Source organism: Burkholderia sp. AU33803 (assembly GCF_002223095.1).
Classification (GTDB): Bacteria; Pseudomonadota; Gammaproteobacteria; order Burkholderiales; family Burkholderiaceae; genus Burkholderia.
The window spans coordinates 839,717-860,507 of sequence record NZ_NKFJ01000005.1 but is presented as its reverse complement, the minus strand read 5'-3'; the positions used below and the strand labels follow the sequence as shown (position 1 = coordinate 860,507).

General features: G+C 69.1%; 19 protein-coding genes and 1 pseudogene. 11 read left to right on the top strand and 9 right to left on the bottom strand.

Features of this window, described 5'->3' with window-relative positions; all coding sequences use genetic code 11:
• Positions 1 to 126: 126 nt before the first annotated feature.
• From CFB41_RS15800 to CFB41_RS15785, 4 genes are read right to left on the bottom strand one after another with little or no spacing between them, the layout of a single operon-like run.
• A complete protein-coding gene (locus CFB41_RS15800; RefSeq protein ID WP_089441172.1) occupies positions 127 to 339 on the bottom strand; it encodes a DUF1289 domain-containing protein in 213 nt (70 codons plus the stop codon).
• Positions 336 to 842: a YbaK/EbsC family protein gene (locus CFB41_RS15795; protein ID WP_089441171.1), complete on the bottom strand. Its 507-nt coding sequence runs from the start codon at positions 840 to 842 to the stop codon at positions 336 to 338. Before CFB41_RS15795 ends, CFB41_RS15800 begins: the two co-directional genes overlap by 4 nt.
• 26 nt (positions 843 to 868) lie before the next feature.
• Positions 869 to 1,801, bottom strand: coding sequence for a hydroxymethylglutaryl-CoA lyase (locus CFB41_RS15790; protein WP_089426474.1), 933 nt, complete (start codon positions 1,799 to 1,801; stop codon positions 869 to 871).
• Between the two features lie 26 nt (positions 1,802 to 1,827).
• A complete protein-coding gene (locus tag CFB41_RS15785) occupies positions 1,828 to 2,769 on the bottom strand; it encodes a glyoxylate/hydroxypyruvate reductase A (protein ID WP_089457038.1) in 942 nt (313 codons plus the stop codon).
• Positions 2,770 to 3,103: 334 nt separating this feature from the next.
• Here CFB41_RS15785 and CFB41_RS15780 point away from each other — a divergent pair, with 334 nt between their 5' ends.
• Positions 3,104 to 3,727, top strand: coding sequence for an alpha/beta hydrolase (locus CFB41_RS15780; protein WP_089457037.1), 624 nt, complete (start codon positions 3,104 to 3,106; stop codon positions 3,725 to 3,727).
• A gap of 255 nt (positions 3,728 to 3,982) precedes the next feature.
• Here CFB41_RS15780 and CFB41_RS15775 read toward each other — a convergent pair whose 3' ends face one another.
• Entirely contained in the window at positions 3,983 to 4,270 is a 288-nt protein-coding gene (locus CFB41_RS15775; protein WP_089441168.1) for a hypothetical protein, read from the bottom strand.
• A 553-nt stretch (positions 4,271 to 4,823) separates the two neighbouring features.
• Here CFB41_RS15775 and CFB41_RS15770 point away from each other — a divergent pair.
• From CFB41_RS15770 to CFB41_RS15760, 3 genes and pseudogenes are all read left to right on the top strand, one after another.
• Positions 4,824 to 5,579, top strand: a pseudogene (locus CFB41_RS15770) ((2Fe-2S)-binding protein).
• An 18-nt stretch (positions 5,580 to 5,597) separates the two neighbouring features.
• Positions 5,598 to 6,599 (top strand): xanthine dehydrogenase family protein subunit M, encoded by a 1,002-nt coding sequence (locus CFB41_RS15765; protein ID WP_089457036.1) that lies wholly within the window; start codon positions 5,598 to 5,600, stop codon positions 6,597 to 6,599.
• Positions 6,596 to 8,821 (top strand): xanthine dehydrogenase family protein molybdopterin-binding subunit, encoded by a 2,226-nt coding sequence (locus CFB41_RS15760; RefSeq protein WP_089457035.1) that lies wholly within the window; start codon positions 6,596 to 6,598, stop codon positions 8,819 to 8,821. The genes CFB41_RS15765 and CFB41_RS15760 overlap by 4 nt, the downstream gene beginning before the upstream one ends.
• 9 nt (positions 8,822 to 8,830) lie before the next feature.
• Here CFB41_RS15760 and CFB41_RS15755 read toward each other — a convergent pair whose 3' ends face one another.
• Entirely contained in the window at positions 8,831 to 9,751 is a 921-nt protein-coding gene (locus tag CFB41_RS15755; protein ID WP_089457034.1) for a LysR substrate-binding domain-containing protein, read from the bottom strand.
• Between the two features lie 112 nt (positions 9,752 to 9,863).
• Between CFB41_RS15755 and CFB41_RS15750 the strand changes: the two genes are divergently transcribed.
• Complete coding sequence (locus CFB41_RS15750; RefSeq protein ID WP_089441163.1) at positions 9,864 to 10,502, top strand: glutathione S-transferase family protein; 639 nt, start codon at positions 9,864 to 9,866, stop codon at positions 10,500 to 10,502.
• Between the two features lie 56 nt (positions 10,503 to 10,558).
• Here the strand turns inward: CFB41_RS15750 and CFB41_RS15745 are convergent, their stop codons facing one another.
• Entirely contained in the window at positions 10,559 to 11,830 is a 1,272-nt protein-coding gene (locus tag CFB41_RS15745) for an MFS transporter (protein ID WP_089457033.1), read from the bottom strand.
• 106 nt (positions 11,831 to 11,936) lie between these two features.
• On the opposite strand from CFB41_RS15745, the gene CFB41_RS15740 reads away from it, so the two are divergent.
• The 3 genes from CFB41_RS15740 (at position 11,937) to CFB41_RS15730 (ending at position 13,700) form a co-directional block, all read left to right on the top strand.
• On the top strand, positions 11,937 to 12,995 hold the full coding sequence (locus tag CFB41_RS15740) for a LysR substrate-binding domain-containing protein (protein WP_089457032.1): 1,059 nt from the start codon (positions 11,937 to 11,939) through the stop codon (positions 12,993 to 12,995).
• Positions 12,996 to 13,110: 115 nt separating this feature from the next.
• Positions 13,111 to 13,320, top strand: a complete 210-nt coding sequence (locus CFB41_RS15735; protein WP_089426463.1) for a hypothetical protein — start codon at positions 13,111 to 13,113, stop codon at positions 13,318 to 13,320.
• Positions 13,320 to 13,700, top strand: a complete 381-nt coding sequence (locus CFB41_RS15730; RefSeq protein ID WP_089457031.1) for a type II toxin-antitoxin system VapC family toxin — start codon at positions 13,320 to 13,322, stop codon at positions 13,698 to 13,700. Before CFB41_RS15735 ends, CFB41_RS15730 begins: the two co-directional genes overlap by 1 nt.
• Before the next feature lie 56 nt (positions 13,701 to 13,756).
• Here the strand turns inward: CFB41_RS15730 and dapA are convergent, their stop codons facing one another.
• Positions 13,757 to 14,650 (bottom strand): 4-hydroxy-tetrahydrodipicolinate synthase, encoded by an 894-nt coding sequence (gene dapA, locus CFB41_RS15725; RefSeq protein WP_089457030.1) that lies wholly within the window; start codon positions 14,648 to 14,650, stop codon positions 13,757 to 13,759.
• A gap of 453 nt (positions 14,651 to 15,103) precedes the next feature.
• Here dapA and CFB41_RS15715 point away from each other — a divergent pair, with 453 nt between their 5' ends.
• Positions 15,104 to 16,123: a sulfate ABC transporter substrate-binding protein gene (locus CFB41_RS15715; protein WP_069249019.1), complete on the top strand. Its 1,020-nt coding sequence runs from the start codon at positions 15,104 to 15,106 to the stop codon at positions 16,121 to 16,123.
• A gap of 187 nt (positions 16,124 to 16,310) precedes the next feature.
• Complete coding sequence (locus CFB41_RS15710; protein WP_089457029.1) at positions 16,311 to 17,273, top strand: ion channel; 963 nt, start codon at positions 16,311 to 16,313, stop codon at positions 17,271 to 17,273.
• Between the two features lie 51 nt (positions 17,274 to 17,324).
• On the opposite strand, the gene CFB41_RS15705 is transcribed toward CFB41_RS15710, so the two are convergent.
• A complete protein-coding gene (locus CFB41_RS15705) occupies positions 17,325 to 17,939 on the bottom strand; it encodes a glutathione S-transferase family protein (RefSeq protein ID WP_089457028.1) in 615 nt (204 codons plus the stop codon).
• Positions 17,940 to 18,297: 358 nt separating this feature from the next.
• On the opposite strand from CFB41_RS15705, the gene CFB41_RS15700 reads away from it, so the two are divergent.
• On the top strand, positions 18,298 to 18,855 hold the full coding sequence (locus CFB41_RS15700; protein ID WP_089457027.1) for a sugar O-acetyltransferase: 558 nt from the start codon (positions 18,298 to 18,300) through the stop codon (positions 18,853 to 18,855).
• The last annotated feature ends 1,936 nt before the right edge of the window (positions 18,856 to 20,791 follow it).

The following is a 20,791-nucleotide window of genomic DNA, read 5'->3' as shown; positions in this document are numbered from 1 at the left end:
AGAAGTTGTAGGGAAACACCCGATGCGATGCGGCCGCGTCGCTCGTATGATGCGGGCTGTGACGTTGATCACGTTCACAGGATTCCGATCTCATGCCGTTCGCCTGTCAGGCTGAACGGCTTTTTTTTATGCGCCGCTTCTCGCCAGCAGACGCCGCCGCGCATCGAGCCGCGCGAGCAACGCGCGCCGCGCGTCGTCGTCCGACGCACGCCATCCCTTGATCTCGTCGCGCGTGCGCAGGCAGCCCGCGCACCAGTCGGTGCGCGGATCGATCCGGCATACGTCGGTGCACGGCGACGCGACCGTGGCGACCGGCACCGTCACCGGCACGTCGCTCATGCGGGCTCCCGCAACGCGACGTCCGCGACGGGCGCGCCCGTCAGCGACACGAGTTCGTTCGGCGACAGGTTGAACACCGCGTGCGGATGGCCGGCGGCCGCCCACAGGCTGTCGAGCGCGAGCAGGTCGGCGTCGATCAGCGTGACGGGTTCGACGAGATGGCCGATCGGGCAGACGCCGCCGATCGCATAGCCGGTGTTGTCGCGCACGAACTTCGCGTCCGCGCGGCCGACCGCGCCGACTTGCGCGGCGACCTTCTTCTCGTCGACGCGATTCACGCCGCTCGCGACCACGAGCACCGGCGCGCCGTCCGACTGGCGGCGAAACAGGATCGACTTCGCGATCTGCGCGACCGAGCAGCCGAGCCCGGCCGCGGCCTCGGCCGAGGTCTTGCCGGTTTCGGCGAGCATCACGATGCCTTTCGCATGGCCGCGCTCGCGCAGCAGCAGCGCGACGCGTCGCGCGGAGTCGGGGAGGGAATCGAATGAAGCAGGTGTCGTCATGTTGAGGAATCCATCGAATACCGGGGTCATACGCAGTTCGCGGCGTCGGCCGCGCTCTGCGCCTTGGCGAGCAGGGCGCGACCGGCGCGCGACACGTTCGCGCGGCCGATCGCGTTCGAGATGAAGTCGCCGGCGGCGACGACCTGCGCGAGGTCGATGCCGGTGTCGATGCCGAGGCCCTGCATCAGGTACAGCACGTCCTCGGTCGCGACGTTGCCGGTCGCGCCCTTCGCGTACGGGCAGCCGCCCAGGCCCGCGACCGACGCGTGGAAGATCTCGATCCCTTCGAACAGCGCCGCGTAGATGTTCGCGAGCGCCTGGCCGTAGGTGTCGTGGAAGTGGCCCGACAGGCGTTCGCGCGGGAACACGCGCGTGACGGCCGCGAGCACTTCGCGCGTGCGCTTCGGCGTGCCGACGCCGATCGTGTCGGCGATGTCGATCTCGTCGCAGCCGAGCGCCGCGAAGCGTTCGACGACGTCGACGACCGATGCGACCGGCACGTCGCCCTGGTACGGGCAGCCGAGCGTGCACGACACGCTGCCGCGCAGCCGCAGGCCCGCATCCTTCGCCGCCTTCGCGACGGGCTCGAAGCGCGCGATGCTCTCGGCGATGCTGCAGTTGATGTTCCGCTGCGAGAACGCCTCGCTCGCCGCGCCGAAGATCACGACTTCGTCCGCGCGCGCCGCGACCGCGTTCTCGAAGCCCTTCAGGTTCGGCGTGAGCACCGAGTACACGGTGCCCGCGCGGCGCTCGATGCCGGCCATCACGTCGGCGCCGTCGGCCATCTGCGGCACCCATTTCGGCGACACGAACGACGCGGCCTCGACGTTGCGGAAGCCGGCGTGCGACAGGCGGTCGACGAGCGCGATCTTCACGTCGGTCGGCACGAAGGTCTTCTCGTTCTGCAGCCCGTCGCGCGGGCCGACTTCGACGATCTTGACGGCGGTGGGGAAGGTCATGGTTGTCTCCTGGTGTGCTTGTAGGTTCAGTAGCCGCGTGCGTAGTCGACGATGCCGCCGACACGCTCGCCGCGCTCGAGCGCGCGGATCTTGCCGGCGATCTGGGCGACGGCCTCGTCGCGCAGCGTCTCGGCCGAGCTGTGCGGCGTGATCGTGATGCGCGGTGCGTGCCAGAACGGGTGGTCCTCCGGCAGCGGCTCGCGATGGAACACGTCGAGCGTCGCGGCGGCGATCTGGCCGCTCGCGAGCGCGTCGAGCAGGTCGGCTTCGACGAGATGCGCGCCGCGTGCGACGTTGACGACATACGCGCCGGGCGCGAGCCGTGCGAACGTGCGCGCCGCGAGGATGCCGTCGGTGTCGGGCGTGCTCGGCAACAGGTTGACGAGCACCTTCGCGCCGTCGATGCACGCATCGAATGCGCCGTCGCCGGCGAAAGTCGTCACGCCGTCGAGCTGCTTCGCGCTGCGGCTGTAGCCGCGCACGGGCAGGCCGAGCGCGGCGAGCGCGCGCGCGACTTGCGCGCCTAGCACGCCGAGGCCGAGCATGGCGACGGTGAAGCTGGCGCGCGCATGCGGTTCGAGTGGTTGCCAGCGGCGCTCGCGCTGCAGCACTTCGTATTCGTCGAAGCGGCGCAGGTAGCGCAGCACCGCGTGCGTCACGTATTCGACCATCTGCTGCGCCATGCCCGAATCCTCGAGCCGCACGAGCGGCACGTGCCGCGGCAGCGTGCCCGGATGCGCGTGCTCGAGCGCGAGCAGCGCGTCGACGCCGGCGCCGAGGTTGAAAATCGCGCGCAGGCCGTCGCGCGGGGCGAAGAATTCGCGCGGCGCGCGCCAGACGAGCGCGTAGTCGGCGGCGGCCGTGTCGTCCGGCTGCCACGCGCGCAGTTCGGCTTCCGGCAGCGCATGCGCGATCGCGTCGCGCCACGCGGCGGCTTCCTGGTGCGGAGAATGGAACAGGATCTTCATTGGATGACGGCGCGCGCGCCGGCGAGGCGCGTCACGGGAACGGCGAGCGGGGCCGGGCGCGGCGCGCCGGCGGGCGTAGCGGACATCGGGCGTCTCCTGACGACCGGGCGCCCGGCGCGTCGGCGCCGGCCCCGGTTCGGTGTGAAGCTGACGGGAAGCCCACATTCTACGGTCTCGCGGCGCATCGCGCGCCGGTGCACGGGGCGGGCGGACGCCCCCGATGGCCCGCCCCCGGATGGCCGGCCCACTTAAAAGCAAAGCACAAAATATTGGTTCGGCCGCCGCGGACGCCGCGCCACAATCGAATCCCGTCTTCAAGCAAGCGAGGGCAATCATGCGCGCATGCAGCAAATCGGCGTGGCCGCCGCGGCTCGTCACCGTTCCGGGCCTGCACGGCAGCGAAGGCGCTCACTGGCAGACCTGGCTCGAACGGCAGTTCCCGCGCTCGCTGCGCGTCGAACAGGACGACTGGGATGCGCCCGATCTCGCGCGCTGGGCGCAATCGGTGCGCGCGTTGCTCGACCGCGAACGCGGCCCGTTCGTGCTGGCCGCACACAGCTTCGGCTGCCTCGCGGCCGCGCATGCGCTTGCTCAGTGGCCGCATACGGGCGATGTCGCGGGCGTGCTGCTCGTCGCGCCGGCCAGTCCGAAGAAATTCACGTTTGCCGGGCCGTTCGACGCGCGCCGGCTCGCCGTGCCGTCGATCGTGATCGGCAGCGAAACCGATCCGTGGATGCCGCTCGCCGACGCGCGCACGCTCGCGCAGCATCTGGGCAGCGCGTTCGTGAACCTCGGCGACGCGGGGCACATCAATACCGCGGCCGGCTTCGGGCCGTGGCCGCGCGCGAAGTACTTCATCGACACGCTCGTCCACTGCGCGGCACCGCTGCGCTTTCGCGACGCGGACGACGGCTTCGAAACCGCGCTCGTCGACCGCGCGCTCGCGCACGCGGTCTGACGCGCCGGGCGGGCGGCGCGTGCCGCGCGGCGGCTGCCGCGGTATCGCGCGCCGTTGCGCTCGCGGCGCGCGCACGGGCCTGACGCCGCGCGGATCCGAATCGCTCGGCCGGCCGGGCTCGGCGTGGCCCGCGAGGTGGCGCGACGTCATGCCGTTTGCGCCACCGCCGACCGTGACGTCATGTCAGCGACGCCTCCCAACGAAATCCCACCGCTCGCCCCGAGCGGGTCCGACTCACATCACGTGGTGACGGGATCAGCCCGGTGACGACGCGGCCGCACTGGAGGCGGCTGCGTTCGCGGCGGGCTTCGCATCGTCGTCGTCATCGGGCGGGTAATGCACGACGGGCGGCGCGAGCGGCGCGGCATCCGACGCGGCGGTATTCGCGCGCGCGTCGCTGTTGAACGCACTGGCGGCGCCGCTCGATGCGCCGCCGGCCTGCTGCGCGGCGTCGGTCGCGTTGGCGTCGTGCGGCGCGTCGTCGCTGCAGGCGGCGACGAAAACGGCGGCACACAGAACGACGGCGACGAAAACGCGACGCATGACTTCTCTCCTGGCAGGCTGATCGGGAAACGTTTTCGAGTATGCCGCCGCGATGCGACGTTTCGGTGAATCGTTTGCGATGCGAGTGCAATCGCGACCTGTTTTCGTCAGGCTGACGGAACGCCTTCGCGGTGATCCACCGGCATGCGTGGCGGAATTTTCCAGCAGAGACGGACGCTGCGCGCATTTACACGGCGCGCAATGACGCGACCCGGCCCCGGCGACGCGAGCGCCATGCGCGCCGTGGTACATGCACCCGGCAACTTGCGACCGATGTGTGGCCGGATGCACCGGAAAACCGGGCGTTATTGCCGCTTCGCCAGCGAACGGCCAGCCGCGCGCCAGCGTGCTGTCATGAAGGCAGGGTCAGCGGCAACGTGTTCCGTCTGCCACCCGGCGCGCGTCGCGCACGGATGACCGGCGCGGCACAGCGGCGTTGCCCCGCCGTTTCGCGGCACCGGAATTGCTCAATGTAGATGCGCGTGCCGACCGCGCCGCCATCCGGGCGCGGGCGGCACATCCGCGTCCGTCAACCATGGAGCGAGCAGAAGTCATGTCCAGCGATCGATCCGAATCTCCGTCTGCCGAACCGGCGCGCGATGCCGCCCCGTCGCCGCGCGGGCCCGGCCATTCAGCGGCGCCGCGGTTGCCGCACGATACGCCGTCCAGTGCCGCGCGGCGCCACTTCCTGCAATCCGCGGCGGCTGCCGCGACCGTCAGCGCCGCATCGCACGTTCATCCGCAGCCGTCGCACGCGGCATCCACGCCGGCCGCGCCCCGCCGCGATACGGTGCCGGCGCAGCCCGTGCGTTTCGACATCAACGGGCGCGCGTACACGCTGCAGCTCGAACCGCGCGTCACGCTGCTCGACGCACTGCGCGAATACGCCGGGCTCACGGGCACGAAGTAGGGCTGCGATCGCGGGCAGTGCGGCGCATGCACGGTGCTCGTCGACGGGCGGCGCATCAACGCATGCCTGACGCTCGCGGTGATGCACGAAGGCGCGCGGATCACGACCGTCGAAGGGCTCGCGCGCGGCGGCGTGCTGAGCCCGGTGCAGCGCGCGTTCGTCGAATGCGATGCGTTCCAGTGCGGCTACTGCACGTCCGGCCAGCTCTGCTCGGCGACCGCGCTGCTCGACGAGTTCGCGGCGGGGGCCGGGAGCGCCGCCACCGACGACGTGCGGCGCCGTCCCCCGCAGCTGTCGGACGACGAGATCCGCGAGCGCATGAGCGGCAACCTGTGCCGCTGCGGCGCGTACCCGAACATCGTCGCCGCCGTGCGCGCCGCGCACGCGGCGCGCGGCTAGCCGACGGAGGGCACCGCAATGGAAGCGATCTCCTACGAACGCGCGACCGACGTCGCCGGCGCCGTGCGCGCGGCGCAGCGGCCCGGCGCCGCCTTCATCGGCGGCGGCACGAACCTGCTGGACCTGATGAAGGGCAGCGTCGCGCGGCCCGTCACGCTCATCGACATCACGCGGATCGCGGGCCTGGATACGGTCGATGCGCTGCCCGGCGGCGGCGTGCGCATCGGCGCGCTCGTGCGCAACAGCGATGCGGCCGATCATCCGCGCCTGCGCGCCGACTATCCGCTGCTGTCGCAGGCGCTGCTCGCCGGCGCGTCCGCGCAATTGCGCAACATGGCGACCGTCGGCGGCAACCTGATGCAGCGCACGCGCTGCCCGTATTTCTACGATCCCGCGTTCGCGCAGTGCAACAAGCGCGAGCCGGGCAGCGGCTGTGCGGCGATCGGCGGCCACAACCGGATGCACGCGATCCTCGGCGCCAGCCCCCAGTGCGTGGCGGTGAACCCGTCGGACATGAGCGTCGCGCTCGCCGCGCTCGACGCCGTCGTGCAGGTGAGCGGCCCGCGCGGCGCGCGGCAGATTCCGATCGCATCGTTTCACCGCTTGCCGGGAGATCGTCCCGACCTCGACACGACGCTCGAGCCGGGCGAGCTGATCACCGCGGTGGACTTGCCGCCGCCGCGCTTCGCCGACCATGCGCACTATCTGAAAGTGCGCGATCGCGCGAGCTACGCGTTCGCGCTGGTGTCGGTCGCGGCTGCGCTGCGGATGAACGGCCCGCGTGTCGCCGACGCACGGATCGCGCTCGGCGGCGTCGCGCACAAGCCGTGGCGGGCGATGGAGGCGGAAGCGCATCTCGCGGGCCGCACACCGACCGACGCGACGTTGCGCGAGGCGGCCGCGCTGGCGTTGCGCGACGCGCGTCCGCTCGACGGTAACGGCTTCAAGGTCGCGCTCGCGCAGCGGGCGATCGTCCGTGCGCTCGAAACGGCAGCCGCCATGCCGGGAGGTGCAGCATGAACACGATGACGGGACAACCGCTGGACCGTGTCGACGGCGTGCTCAAGGTGACGGGCGGCGCACACTACGCGGCCGAATTCTCCGATGCGCGGCTCGCGCACGCGGTGCTCGTGACGAGCACGATCGCATCCGGGCGGATCGAGTCGATCGATGCGGCGCGCGCCCGCGCGATGCCGGGCGTGTTGATCGTGATCACGCACGAGAACGCGATGCGGCTGCCCGACGGCGGCCGGCCGCCGCTGTCGCCGCCCGCCGGGCGCCGGCTCACGTTGCTGCAGGACGACACGGTGCGCTACAGCAACGAACCCGTCGCGGTCGTCGTCGCCGAAACGCTCGAGCAGGCGACCGACGCCGCGCATGCCGTACACGTGCGCTATCGCGCGAGCGAGGCCGTGGCGGATTTCGCGCAGGCGTTGCGCGACGCGCGCGTGCCGCCGAAGCAGCAGGGCCGCCCGATGGATACGCAGCGCGGCGACGTCGATGCGGGTCTGCGCGAAGGCGCGGTGCGCATCGACGCGACCTATACGACGCCGATGCAGCATCACAACCCGATCGAGCCGCATGCGACGCTGGCGCGCTGGGACGGCCCGACGCTCACGCTGCACGATGCGACACAGGGCGTGTCGGGCGCGAGCACGGCGGTGGCCGCGGTCTTCGGCATCGCGCCGGACCACGTGCGCGTGATTTCACCGTTCCTCGGCGGCGGCTTCGGCTGCAAGGGTTCGTCGTGGTCGCACGTGTCGTTGTGCGCGATGGCCGCGAAGCAGGTCGGGCGCCCGGTTCGTCTCGCGCTGACGCGGCCGCAGATGTTCGGCCCGGTCGGCGGTCGGCCGTTCACCGAACAGCGCGTCGTGCTGGCCGCCCGCCAGGACGGCACGTTGACGGCGATGCGCCACGACACGATCGCCACCACGTCGACGTTCGAGGACTGGATGGAGATGTGCGGGATGCCGTCGCGGATCATGTACGCGGTGCCCAACCACGCGACCACGCACCGGATCGTGTCGCTGAACGTCGGCACGCCGACGTTCATGCGCGCGCCCGGCGAGGCGTCGGGCTCGTTCGCGCTGGAATCGGCGATGGACGAACTCGCGTGGCGGCTCGGCATGGACCCGGTCGCGCTGCGGCTCGCGAATTACGCGGCGGTCGATCCGCAGGACGGCAAGCCGTGGTCGAGCAACAAGCTGCGCGAATGCTACGAGGTCGGCGCGCGGCGCTTCGGCTGGTCGCGCCGCACCGGCGCGCCGCGCACGATGCGCGACGGCGACACGCTGATCGGCCTCGGGATGGCGGCCGCCACGTATCCGGCGAACCGCAGCGAAGCGTCGGCGCGGGCGCGCATCTTGCCGGACGGCACGGCCGAAGTCGCGTCGGGCACGCAGGACATCGGCACCGGCACCTACACGGTGATGACGCAAGTCGCGGCCGATGCGCTCGGTTTCTCGCCGCAGAACGTGCGCTTCGTGCTCGGCGATTCCAGCCTGCCGCGTGCGCCCGTATCAGGCGGCTCGCAGTCGGCGGCGAGCGTGGCGCCGGCCGTGCGCGAGGCCGCGCTGCAGGCGCGCGCGAAGCTGGTCGCGCTGGCGGTCGCCGCCCCCGGATCGCCGCTGCACGGCGCCGCGGCCGACGACGTGACGGTCGACAACGGCTGGGTCGTGCATCGCGGCGACCCTTCGCGGCGCGATCCGGCCGCGGCGGTGATCGCGCGCGCGGGCGGTCAGCCGATCGACGCGCAGGCGACGACGAAGCCGGGCGACGAGAAGTCGCGCTATGCGTCTCATTCGTTCGGCGCGGTGTTTGCCGAAGTGCACGTCGATGCCGAGCTCGGCACGATTCGCGTACCGCGCATCGTCGGCGTGTACAGCGTCGGCAGCCTGCTCAACGCGAAAACGGCACGCAGCCAGTTGATCGGCGGGATGGTGTGGGGGTTCGGCACCGCGCTCGAGGAAGGCTCGCATCTCGACGTGCGGCACGGCCGCTTCACGAATGCGAATCTCGCTGAATATCACGTGCCCGTGAACGCGGACATCGGCGAGCTGGATGTAAGTTTCGTCGACGAGCGCGACACGCATTTCAATCCGCTCGGCATTCGCGGCATCGGCGAGATCGGCATCACCGGTGTGCCGGCCGCGATCGCCAATGCGGTCTATCACGCGACCGGCGTGCGGGTGCGGGATCTGCCGATCACGCTCGACAAGGTGGCGATGCCGATGCGGGCGTGAGCGCCGGCGTCAGCGCCGCGGCGTCCTGCGCCGCACCTCGCTGCGCAGCCAGTCGAGCCACGTGCGGATCGCCGCTTCGTGCGGATGGCCGGGGCGCCACACGACGTAGTGCGCATACACGTCGGTGATGCGCACCGTCGACACGCGCACGAGCGTGCCATTCGCGAGCTCGGGCTCGATCAGCGAGCGGCGCGCGAGGGCGACGCCGCGCCCCTTCAGCGTCGCGTCGATCAGCGCGTTCGGATCGGTGAAACGCGGCGCGCGTGCGGATTCGGTGAGGTCGAGCCGCGCGGCCTGGAGCCACGGTTCCCACGGTTGGGCGGGATGACGCAGCAGCGTCGCGCGCACGAGATCGGCCGGCACGCGCGGCGCGACGCCGTCGCGATTGCGGTACGCGGGGCTCGCGACCGGAAAGATCGTCTCGTTCATCAGCTTCTCGGCGACGACGCCCGGCCACGTGCCGGGCCCGTAGCGCAGCGCGACGTCGATGCGGTCGCGCTTGCGCAGCGGTGCGAGCGCCACGTCCGGGTGCAGCACGATCGCGATGCGCGGATGCGCCGCCGCGAAGCGCGGCAGGCGCGGCGCGAGCCAGCGCTCGGCGACGCTCGGCAGCACGCTGACGTTCAGCGTGACGTCGCAGGTGCGCGGGCGACTGCGCACGGTGAGCGCCGGCTCGAACGCGCGCTCGAGCACGCTGAGGCCCTGGCGCACCTGCAGTGCGAGCGCGTGCGCGGCGTGCGTCGGCGTCGCGCCGTTACGTTCGCGCGTGAAGAGCGGATAGCCGAGCTGCGCCTCGAGCGCGCGGATGTGCTGGCTGACAGCGCCTTGCGTGAGCGCCAGTTCATCGGCCGCACGCGTGAAGCTCTGCAGCCGCACGGCGGTCTCGAACGCGCGCAGCGTCTGCAGCGGAGGAAGGTGGATGCGTCGCATGCGGGTATTAGTAACACTAATGTCCGAGCACGACAATTCATCGTTTGCGGCGGGCGGGCACGCGTTCCTACACTCGGTTCCGTCTTCCACCTCCCCGTCGGGCCCCACCACCATGAACGCCTATCGTCTCTATCTTTCGCCGGGCGCCTGCTCGCTTGCCGTCCACATCGCCCTGGAGGAAACCGGCGCGCCGTTCGACGTCGAGATCGTCTCCGTGCAGAAGCAGCAAAACCTCGAGGCGCGCTATCTCGCGATCAACGCGAAGGCGCGCGTGCCGGTGCTCGCGATTCCGGGCGAGCCGCACGTGCTGACCGAAACGCCGGCGATCCTCACGTATCTCGCGCGCCGTTATCCCGAGGCGCAATTGCTGCCGTTTGGGGACCCGCTGCGCGAGGCACGGTGCCACGAATGGCTCGCGTGGCTGGTCGGCTGGGTGCATGGCGTCGGCTATGGCGCGCTGTGGCGGCCGGGCCGCTTCATCGGCGATCCGGCCCTGCATGGCGAGGTCCGTGCGCATGGCCGACGCACGATCGAAGCCGCGAACGAAACGATCGAAGCCGCGCTCGCCGACGGCCGCACGTGGGCGGAGCCGGGCGCGCATTCGATCGTCGATCCGTTCCTGTTCGTGCTGTATCGCTGGGGCGTCGCGATCGGGCTCGACATGACGCGGCATGCGGCTTGGACTGCCCACGCGCAGCGCGAGGCCGAGCGGCCGGCGTCGCGGCGTGCGCTGGCGCGCGAGGCGGCCTGATGGATTGCGCGGGCGTCGTGGCGTGCGCGGCGACGCCCGCGTGAGACGGGCGGCTGCTATTTCACGGCGAACAGCGGATAGGTTGCGCCGGCGACCAGCGCGGCCGCGAGCCACACCACGCTCCACGAACTGACCGCGAGCAGCGGTGGAATCGCGAGCGGCGTCGCGAACAGCCCGAGGTAGACGATCGTATTGGCCATCCCGAGTGCGGTGCCCGCCTGATTCGCGCCTGCGAGCGTCGCGAGCTCCGTGTACGCGACGCCGTGCCACGCGGACACGCAGATGCCGGCGAACACGAGAATCGCGACGATCGCGGCGAGCGGCACGTGCGCATGGCCAGCCGTTGCGGCTGCGAGCAGCGCGAACGAGCCGGCCGCGACGAATACCGATCCGCGCAGATACGCGCGCCGGTTGCCGTGCCGGTCGGTATGACGGCCTCTCCACACGCGCATCACCATCGCGCCGAGCTGCAGCGTGACCATCGCCGCGCTGATGCCGGCGAGGCCGAGCCGGCCGAAGTCGTGCAGGAACACCGTCGCGAACGTGAGCACCGCGAACTGCGGCGCGCACAGCAGGCCGATGCCGAGCACGATGCGCCACACGGGGCCGCTCGCGAGCGGGTTGCGCCCTTGCCGCGCGGATGGCTGCCGCTCGACGGGGCGATGCGCGGCGGGGTGCGTCACGGCCGGTTCGGCCGGCGGCTCGTGCAGCCAGCGCCAGGTGAGCGCGGCCGATCCCGCGCACAGCAGCATCAGCGCGCCGAATACCGCGGCAAAGCCGATATGCGACGCGAGCGACGGCAGCAGCGCCGCGCCGATGCCGCCGCCGAGCGGCACGGCCGTCTGGCGGATGCTCATCGCGAGCCCGCGTTCGCGCTCCCCGAACCAGCGCATCACCGCGCGCCCGCTCGACCCGTTCACGCTGCCGCCGAGCAGGCCGACGCAGCACATCGCCGCGACGACGCGCATCAGCGGCGGCACGCCGTGCGCGGTCGGGACGATCGTGCCCACCATCAGCGCGAACATCGCGGCCGTCGCGACGAGCCCGGCGAGCAGCACGCGGCGGTCGCCGAAGCGGTCGGCGGCCATTCCCCACGGCAGCTCGGACAGTGCGACGCCGAAGCCGAGCGCGCCGAGCACGAGGCCGAGCGCGCCGTTGTCGAGGTGATAGGCGGAGCGCATCCACACGGCCGTGGTCGGAATGCCGGCCGCCGCGGCCGAAAAGCTCATGTTCGCGGCGACGCCGGCCGCCAGCACGCGCCAGCGATGAGCCGCGCCGCGCACGTCGCGGGCGGGCGAGGAGGGGGAAGCGATGCACGAGGTATCCATGACGGCAGGCCCGGGTGGAAATTGACATCCACAGTCTGGCGACCTACATTCATCCTGAAAATCGGAAAGTTCTTGATGAATCGTTCGATAAAGCAGGATGGTTGAGATGTCCGGACATGACATTCCACACGACGACGGCGAGTCGCTCGCGCTGGCCGATGCCACGCTGGCCCGGCCCAACTTCGACGTGGCGGCGCTGCGCAGCCTCGTCGCCGGGGTGGATCTCGGCAGTTTTGCGAAGGCGGCCGACCGCGTCGCGCGCTCGTCGTCGGCGGTGAGTGCGCAGATCCGCAAGCTCGAGGAGCAGGCCGGCACGCCGCTGTTCGTGAAGGCCGGGCGCGGGCTGGCGCTGACCGATGCCGGCGACGCGATGCTGCGCTATGCGCGGCGGATGATCGAGCTGAACGACGAGGCGGCCGCGGCCGTGCGCGGCATGAATCTCGACGGCTGGGTGCGGGTCGGGCTGCAGGAGGATTTCGGCGAGGCGATTCTGCCCGACGTGCTCGGGCGGTTCGCGCGTGCGCATCCGAAGGTGCGGATCGAGGCGCGCGTGGCGCGCAATGCCGACTTGCTCGACCGGCTCGACGCGAACCAGCTCGATCTCGCGCTGGTGTGGGGAGACCCGGCGTCGGCGGTGCTGGTGGCGCGCGCGGGGATCGATAGCGAAGCGATCGCGCAGGTGCCGATGCAGTGGGTTGGGGCGGCGGGCTCGGTCGCGGGCGGCTTCGGCATGCCGGGCGGTGGCGCGGAAGAGGGTATGGACGGCGGCGCGGACGAAACGGGTGACCGAGCGGTGCGAGAGTCCGGCGAGCCGCTGCCGCTCGTCGTGTTCGACCGGCCGTGCCGGTTCTTCAGCGCGGCGACCGGCGCGCTCGATCGCGCGGGCGTGCCGTGGCGCGTTGCGTTCACGACACCGAGTCTCGCCGGGCTATGGGCCGCGGCGGCGGCCGGCCTCGGGCTGACGGTGCGCTCGCAGTACGGGCTGCCCGCGTCGGTGCGCGTGCTCGATGCGGCTTCGTGCGGGCTGCCGGCCCTGCCGAGTTTGCCGCTGATCTTGCTGCGGCGCACGTCGTCGGCGACGCCGACCGTCGATCGGCTCGCGCGGATCGTGAAGCAGGCGGTGCGGGATGCGACGGAGGGGACGGGGGTGGCGCTGGCGGCGTGACGAAATGCTCGATTGCCGCTGCGGGTTGCGATTCGGCTGTCCCTCTGCCGATCGGTCGAATGGATCGATCAGGTGAACCTGACTACAGTGATGATCACTTGAAACGGAGGTCATCATGCAAAACGCGAATACGCCCGGTACCAATGCGGTCGATCCGGCCCAAAGGGCAGATGCCACGATCCGCGGTGACGGAACGTCAACTGATCGACTCGTGCCCGGCGATCCGCCTGTTCGGTTCGGTGTCCTGCAAGGGCAGGCGTGGATCGCGGACGATTTCGATGCCCCGCTGCCTGATTACCTGCTGGATGCCTTCGAAGGGCGCTGATGCGGCTGTTGCTCGATACGCACATCTTTTTGTGGATCGTGACCAATGACCCCAGGCTGAGCGCAAGGGCGCGCCGACTGATCTCGGCCGCCGACGTACGTTTCGTCAGCAGCGCGAGTATCTGGGAGGCCGCCATCAAGGCCGGCCTGGGGAAGCTCGACATCGACGTCGACAAGCTGATTCGTGCGATCGGCGCGAGCGGGATTCGCGAGCTACCCGTTCGGGCCGTGCATGGTGCCGCGGTCCGGGATCTGCCGCACCACCATCGTGATCCATTCGATCGCTTGCTGGTCGCGCAGGCCCGTCACGAGCCGCTTCAGCTCGTGACGGCCGATGCCTGTCTCGCGCGGTACGACCTGTCTCTCGTTCTGACAGTTTGAAGCAATCTGTCGGGGCGAAATCCATCGGTCGCCTGCACGTCATGTGGCGTCGCGGTTCATGCTGCCGCGACGTCCGGCTCGATTTCGTCCAGTTCCGCACAAATGGCCGCCAGCCGCTCCTTCAACCCTTCACTCGCCGGCACGAACGGCAGCCGCAACCCGTCCTCGCACCAGCCTTGCGCGGCCAGCACGGCCTTCACCGGCGCCGGGTTCGGCTCCGCGAACAGCGCCGCGACGAGCGGCTGCAGCGCGACCGCCAGGCGCCGCGCATCGGCGAGCCGGCCGTCGCGCAGCAGCGTATGGATGCGCACATGCCATTCGGGCAGCACGTGCGCGCTGCTCGCGATCGCGCCGTGCGCACCGGTGCACATCGCCGCGAAGTTCTGGTTGTCGTCGCCGGACAGGATCGCGAGCGGCGTGTCGTGCACGAGCCGGCTCATCCGGTCAAGCGTGCCGCCGCATTCCTTGATGCCGGCGACGCGCGGGTCGCGCGCGAGCGCCTGCAGCGTGTCCAGTTCGACGTTCACGCCGGTGCGGTACGGGATGTTGTAGACGAGCACCGGCAGGTCGGCCGCGTCGACGATCGCTTCGACGTGGCGTCGGATGCCGTCCTGCGTCGGCCGCACGTAGACGGGCGGCGTGACGAGCAGCCCGTCGGGTTGCAGCGCCGCGAGTTCGCGCGCACGGGCCGCCGCGAAATGCGTCGCGCTCGCGGTCAGCCCGACGACGATCGGCAGCCCCGGCGCCGAGTCGCGCAGCGTCGCGAATACGGCGTCCTGTTCGCGTGCGTCGAGCAGCACGCCTTCACCGGTCGTCGCGCCCGCGACGAAGCCCGCGAGGCCCGCGGCTGCATAGTGGCGCGCGAGTCGCGCGAGCGCGGCATGGTCGACTTCGCCGTGGTGGAACGGCGTGATGATCGGCAGCCAGATACCTTCGAAACGTGTGTTCATGCAAAGCCTCAGGATGGAAACGGAGTGGGAAGGAACCGTTCCGCCAGCGAAGAGCCGGAGCGAGGCGTGCGAGCAAGGAGAAAGAAACGACCTGCGGGCATCCCGTCCGGCATTCGCCTGACGGGACGCGACGTCCCCGTCAGTCGAGGAGTCGTTTTTTCAGTTTCAGCCCGGCTGCGCGCGCACCTGCCGCGACGGCGGCAAGGATCGGAAGCGAGCGCAGGGCAGCGGACATGGAGGAACCGGGAAAATGGGCTGAGCGGCGATCTTAACATCGGATCCGATCCGCGCGCGAGGGCACGCCATCGTTTAGCAGGATTCGAGATTTGCTTTCCACGACTGATTGGAAAGGGCGCCGCGCCCGGCCGCTAGAATGCCCGCTTACGTTTCGATGACAGCGCGTACGCGTGCCGTCACGCACATTCACCACCACTGGAAACGGGGCATATCACGATGGCAAGCATGAAGGGGATCGGCCGCTGGCTGCACACGGGCGCGGCGGCGGCGCTGGTCGTGGCGGCAACGGCCGCGCACGCGGATACGTCGATCCTGAACGTGTCGTACGACGTGACGCGCGAACTGTACAAGGACATCAACGCGGGTTTCGCCGCTGCCTACAAGCAGAAGACCGGCGAGACGGTCGCGATCAAGCAGTCGCACGGCGCGTCGAGCGCGCAGGCGCTGTCGGTGCTGCAAGGGCTGCAGGCCGACGTCGTGACGATGAACCAGCCGAACGACATCGACCTGCTCGCCGAGCGCGGCCAGCTGCTGCCGAAGGATTGGCGCGCGCGTTTCCCGGACAACAGCTCGCCGTACTCGACCACGATGGTGTTCCTGGTGCGCAAGGGCAACCCGAAGGCGATCAAGGACTGGAGCGATCTCGCGAAGCCGGGTGTCCAGGTGATCATCGCGAACCCGAAGACGTCGGGCAACGGCCGCTATGCGTATCTTGCCGCGTGGGGCTTCCAGAAGCAGAAGGGCGCGACCGACCAGCAGGCGATCGACTTCGAGAAGGCGATCTTCCGCAACGTGCCGGTGCTCGACTCCGGCGGCCGCGGCGCGACGACCACGTTCACGCAGCGCGGCATCGGCGACGTGCTGGTCACGTTCGAGAACGAAGTCGCGCTGATGGACACCGGCGCATCGGGCGCGCAGTTCGACGCGGTGTATCCGTCGGCGAGCATTCTCGCGGAGCCGCCCGTCGCCGTCGTCGACAAGGTCGTCGACAAGAAGGGCACGCGCAAGGTCGCGCAGGCGTATCTCGACTACCTGTACACGCCGGAAGCGCAGGAAATCATCGCGCAACACCATCTGCGCCCGCGCGACGCGAACGTGCTGAAGAAGCATGCGGCCGAATTCAAGTCGTTGAAGACGTTCAGCGTCGAGCAGGTCTTCGGCAGCTGGGCGAACGCGCAGAAGACGCACTTCGCGGACGGCGGAACGTTCGACCAGGTGATCGTCGACCGCAAGTGAGCGTCGACCGCAGGTGAGCGCCGCGCGCTCGCCCACACGCCGACGACGCAGCCGGCCGCTTCCGCGGCCGGCTTTTTTTGCGCCGCGCGGCCGGTAGCGCGACGGATTTCCATTCCGAACCGGCACGCATACCCGACCGCCGCCGCGCGTGCTACGCTCATCGCCTCCCAGCTTTCGGCACCGCGCGATGAACGTCGATTCGTCCTCCCCAGCCTCCCGCGGCCGTGGCCGCAAGCTCTGGTCGGGCACTCGCCCGGTGATCGCGTACGGGATGCCGCCGCTCGGCTGGCGCGACCTCTATCACCGCGCGCTGACGGTGAGCTGGCCCGTATTCTTTCTGTCGCTCGCCGTGCTGTTCCTGCTGCTCAACGGCGCCTTTGCGACGCTCTACCTGCTTGGCCATGCGCCGATCGCGAACCAGTCGCCGGCCGGCTTCGGTGGCGCGTTCTTCTTCAGCGTCGAGACCCTTGCGACCGTCGGCTACGGCGACATGCATCCGCGGACCGTCTATGCGCACCTGGTCGCGACGTTCGAGATCTTCGTCGGGATGTCGGGCATTGCGATGGCCACCGGGCTCGTGTTCGCGCGGTTTTCGCGGCCGCAGGCGAAGATCCTGTTCGCACGCTACGCGATCGTCCGGCCGTTGAACGGCAGGATGACGCTGATGGTGCGCGCCGCGAATGCGCGCCAGAACGTGATTGCCGAGGCGCAGGCGAAACTGAGGCTGATGCGCGTCGAAGGCACGCACGAGGGCTATACGCTGCGCAAGATCCACGACCTGGCGCTTGTGCGCAGCGAGCATCCGATCTTCCTGCTCGGCTGGAACCTGATGCACGTGATCGACGAATCGAGCGCGCTGTTCGGCGAGACACCCGAGTCGCTCGCCGCGCGCGACGCGTCGTTGCTGATCACGATCGAAGGCTCGGACGAGACGACCGCACAGGTGATGCAGGCGCGTCATTCCTGGGAGCATGACGAGATCCGCTGGCGTCACCGCTATGTCGACCTGATGCACGACGAAGACGGCATCACGCACATCGACTACACGCATTTTCATGAGGTGGTGCCGGTCGACGCCGATACCGACGAGCGCGGCTCGCCGGGCGCGGTGGTCAATGCCGGTGCCGCGACGTCGGGCCCTGCCACGTAGGCATGCTCGCGGGCGGCGGGTAGCGCCGCCCACGCGCTGCACATCGACACGTCACGCATGCAGCAGGCGCGCCGCTTCGCGCTGTTCGATCGCGACCGCGCGGCGGAATGCGTCGCGATCCTCGGCGCGCGCGACGTAGTCGCCGAGCACGCCTTCGTGCGGCAGCAGATGCGCGTCGAACGCGATCTTCAGCGTGCTGGCGAGCAGCAGGTCGGCTGCGGTGAAGCGGTCGCCGACGAGCCACGGAGCATGGGCGAGCGCTTGCGCGAGTGCGCGCTGCACGCGCGTGATGTTGCCCCAGCCGAACGCGACCGGATTGCCCGACGCGCCGGTGAATTTTTCGGCCATCGCCGGTTCGAGGCAGGTCGGCGTGAAGAACATCCATTGGAGGAAACGGCCGCGCAGCGGATCGTCGGGCGCGACGCCGAGCCCGGCGCCCGGGCAGCGGTCGGCAAGATAGAGCAGCACGGCGCCCGATTCGGCGAACGGCATGCTGCCGTCGTCGAGCGCGGGCAGCTTGGCCATCGGGTTGACCTGCACGAACGCGTCGCTGCCCTGTTCGTGCGAACGCAGGTCGATCGGCACGAGTTCGTACACCACGCCGAGTTCTTCAAGCATCCACAATGCCCGGAATGCCCGGGTCTTCGGCCAGTAGTAGAGCTTCATCGTGCCTCCGCGTTGGGGTGCAGCTGTCGGTCCGGTGGATGCTCCAGCGTACCCGAGCAGCGGCGGTTCGGACAGGGGCGCCCGACTAGGGGCGCTAGCTGCGTGTGATGGCCAGATGCGTTGTGTGTCGAGCGTGAATCAGGCAAAAGACCGGGCAAAGCCTTATGGTGCAAGGAGGTATTTAAATAACTAGTTATTTTTAAACTAGTTATAAATTTTACGGAAGAGCCCGGTGCAGGCCGGCATCCTGCACACGGCATCACGGAGCCCGCAGCGTCCGTGCACACGCCAACACGGGCATTGCTCCGCAAGCGCCGATGCATTGCGAAACAGGGAAATCATGGGAGACAACTCACGCATGGCAAACGACGATCGCACCACGATCATTGCGAGAAGAACGCCGGAATCGGCGGCGATGGTGGCCGAGGTCAAGCGGGCGATGTCGATCGCCGCGCGGATCAATCGCCTGACGTTCGACGATGTTGCCGAAGTTCGTACATTATTCGGAGAACTGATCGGCACGCAGGTGGACGACGGCTTCGTGTTGATCCCGCCGTTCCATGCGACAGGCGGCACCGGCATGAAGCTCGGGCGCAATGTGTTCATCAACCAGAACTGCACGTTCTACGATCTCGGCGGGCTCGAGATCGGCGATGACGTGATGATCGGGCCGAACGTCAGCCTCATCACGTCCGGCCATCCCGTCGAACCTTCGCGGCGGCGCGACTTCGTCGTCGCGAAGCCGATCGTGATCGAACGGAACGTCTGGATCGGCGCCGGCGCGACGATCATCGGCGGTGTGACGGTCGGGGAGAACTCGGTGGTGGCTGCCGGGGCCGTCGTCACACGGGATGTTCCGCCGAATGTGCTGGTCGGCGGTAATCCGGCAGCGGTCATCCGGTCGATTGCCGAGTAATGCGGCTTGAGGGCGCGTGCCCGTTCGAGGCAGCCGGGATGGGCGGATGTGGATAACCCACTCCCGAGGCGACTCGAAACACTGTGTATTTGAACGGTGAGCGCGCCGCCGAGGCAGTCTGGATGGAGCTTTCCGGTAAATGCCCGATAGCCGTCGGCGGATGCGCGGGCCGTTCCGGTCGACGGTCGGACGAAAGTCGCACCGCGAGATCGGTTGTGGATATCCTCACACCGAAACGACTCGGCGCCCTGTGCATTTCACAGGTGAGGGTCACCGGATGATACGGAATGAATGAAGCGGGGTGTGGACAACTCGTCCGCGAAACGACGCGAAATGCTGTGGAATTCAACGGTGAGGGGCGGCGTCCGATCGGGCGATGCGCCTTTCCTGGCGCGGTTTACCGGTCTTTGCGCGGTGCGAGGCGTCGCGCATTCTAGCCGAACGCGCGCATGCTTGGCGGAACCGCGTGCGTGCCGCGACGTGGAGATCCGGTTCCGGCTGTCACCCGGAAGGCCGTGCATTTTAACGGCGAGTGCGGGTGCGTGGTCTGCAACGTGCAGATTTCGCTGCGCCTTGCCGCGTTCGCAAACGACTCGAAGCACTGCGCAATGCAGCGGCGAGCGCGAATACGCGAGCGGTGGTCGGCGCGGCAAGATGCGATCGTTCCGCCAGCGGTTCCGTCCGAAGTGGCGTGCATGTCCGGTTCGGACGCGAGCGTGCGAGCGGGGCCAACGCGAGCCCCCGTGTGGATATCCGATCACCGAAACGACTCGCGACACTGTGCATTTCAACGGTGAGTGGCAGTACTCGATCGGCCGGCGAGCCTTGTCCCGCAGGGATTTCCGGCCGGTCGAACCTTTCGCCGCGTGCATCCGTCATCGCATCGGCGGATGCGCATGCATGTGGATATCCTGCGTCGCGGACCACTCGACGCGCTGTGGTTTTCAACGGTGAGGGTGCCCGCGAGGATGGTCGGTAATGCCGGATCGGGCGGGGATAACCGCTGTTGCAGACACTCGAAGCCCTGTGTATTTCAACGGTGAGCGCGAGCCCGCGATTGTGCCGCATGCGCGTTGTGGCGTACATGTCCGGCCGATAAACCTGCTCGTGCCGCAGTGTGTACTTCTGCGGAGTGTGTGAATCCGCGATTGCGCAGCATGCGGGTTCCAGCGTGCCTTTCCGGCCGACAAACCCACGCGCGATCCGGTGTATTTCCACGGCGAGTGTGAGTCCGCGATTGTGCGGCATGCGTGTACCTGGGCGCCCGTCCGGCGGATCGTCCGGCTCGCGACCCAGGGCGTTTCCACGGTGAGCACAGGCCCGTGATTGCGCAGCATGCGTGTTTCAGCGTGCCTTTCCGGCTGATAAACCCGCTCGCGACCCAAAGTACTTCCACGTTGAGTGCGCGTTCGCGATTGTGCAGCATGCGGGATTCGGCACGCCTGTCCGGCCAATAAGCCGGCTCGCGATCCAGTGTATTTCCACGATGAGTGCCCGACCGCGATTGTGCGGCATGCGGGTTCCGGCATGCCTTTCCGGCTGATAAACCCGCTCGCGACCCAACGTACTCCCATCATGAGCGCGAGTCTGCAATTGCCCGGCATGCGTGTTTCTGCACGCCATTCCAGTCCACAAACTCACTCACGACCCTGAGCATTCGAACGTTGAAGGCGAGCCGCCGATCGACGCAACATACCTTCGCCGATGTGGATATCCGCAGCCGAAACCCACTCGCCGCGCTGTGAATTTCAATGGTGAGCCTCGAGGCAAGCGCCGAATTCATGCCGCCAACGATGTGGACATCCCGGCCACCAAGCCACTCGAAACGCTGTGCAATCGAACGGTGAGCGCGCGAGCCCGGCCGGCCGAGGGACGCGGCGTTGTGGACATCCAGCGTCGCCAACCAATCGCAACCCTGTGCATTTCAATGGTGAGG

Excerpts from the sequence above, each read along its gene's own strand:
- CFB41_RS15800 (WP_089441172.1), bottom strand. The coding sequence starts at position 339 with ATGAGCGACGTGCCGGTGACGGTGCCGGTCGCCACGGTCGCGTCGCCG.
- CFB41_RS15795 (WP_089441171.1), bottom strand. The coding sequence starts at position 842 with ATGACGACACCTGCTTCATTCGATTCCCTCCCCGACTCCGCGCGACGC.
- CFB41_RS15790 (WP_089426474.1), bottom strand. The coding sequence starts at position 1,801 with ATGACCTTCCCCACCGCCGTCAAGATCGTCGAAGTCGGCCCGCGCGAC.
- CFB41_RS15785 (WP_089457038.1), bottom strand. The coding sequence starts at position 2,769 with ATGAAGATCCTGTTCCATTCTCCGCACCAGGAAGCCGCCGCGTGGCGC.
- CFB41_RS15780 (WP_089457037.1), top strand. The coding sequence starts at position 3,104 with ATGCGCGCATGCAGCAAATCGGCGTGGCCGCCGCGGCTCGTCACCGTT.
- CFB41_RS15775 (WP_089441168.1), bottom strand. The coding sequence starts at position 4,270 with ATGCGTCGCGTTTTCGTCGCCGTCGTTCTGTGTGCCGCCGTTTTCGTC.
- CFB41_RS15765 (WP_089457036.1), top strand. The coding sequence starts at position 5,598 with ATGGAAGCGATCTCCTACGAACGCGCGACCGACGTCGCCGGCGCCGTG.
- CFB41_RS15760 (WP_089457035.1), top strand. The coding sequence starts at position 6,596 with ATGAACACGATGACGGGACAACCGCTGGACCGTGTCGACGGCGTGCTC.
- CFB41_RS15755 (WP_089457034.1), bottom strand. The coding sequence starts at position 9,751 with ATGCGACGCATCCACCTTCCTCCGCTGCAGACGCTGCGCGCGTTCGAG.
- CFB41_RS15750 (WP_089441163.1), top strand. The coding sequence starts at position 9,864 with ATGAACGCCTATCGTCTCTATCTTTCGCCGGGCGCCTGCTCGCTTGCC.
- CFB41_RS15745 (WP_089457033.1), bottom strand. The coding sequence starts at position 11,830 with ATGGATACCTCGTGCATCGCTTCCCCCTCCTCGCCCGCCCGCGACGTG.
- CFB41_RS15740 (WP_089457032.1), top strand. The coding sequence starts at position 11,937 with ATGTCCGGACATGACATTCCACACGACGACGGCGAGTCGCTCGCGCTG.
- CFB41_RS15735 (WP_089426463.1), top strand. The coding sequence starts at position 13,111 with ATGCAAAACGCGAATACGCCCGGTACCAATGCGGTCGATCCGGCCCAA.
- CFB41_RS15730 (WP_089457031.1), top strand. The coding sequence starts at position 13,320 with ATGCGGCTGTTGCTCGATACGCACATCTTTTTGTGGATCGTGACCAAT.
- dapA (WP_089457030.1), bottom strand. The coding sequence starts at position 14,650 with ATGAACACACGTTTCGAAGGTATCTGGCTGCCGATCATCACGCCGTTC.
- CFB41_RS15715 (WP_069249019.1), top strand. The coding sequence starts at position 15,104 with ATGGCAAGCATGAAGGGGATCGGCCGCTGGCTGCACACGGGCGCGGCG.
- CFB41_RS15710 (WP_089457029.1), top strand. The coding sequence starts at position 16,311 with ATGAACGTCGATTCGTCCTCCCCAGCCTCCCGCGGCCGTGGCCGCAAG.
- CFB41_RS15705 (WP_089457028.1), bottom strand. The coding sequence starts at position 17,939 with ATGAAGCTCTACTACTGGCCGAAGACCCGGGCATTCCGGGCATTGTGG.
- CFB41_RS15700 (WP_089457027.1), top strand. The coding sequence starts at position 18,298 with ATGGCAAACGACGATCGCACCACGATCATTGCGAGAAGAACGCCGGAA.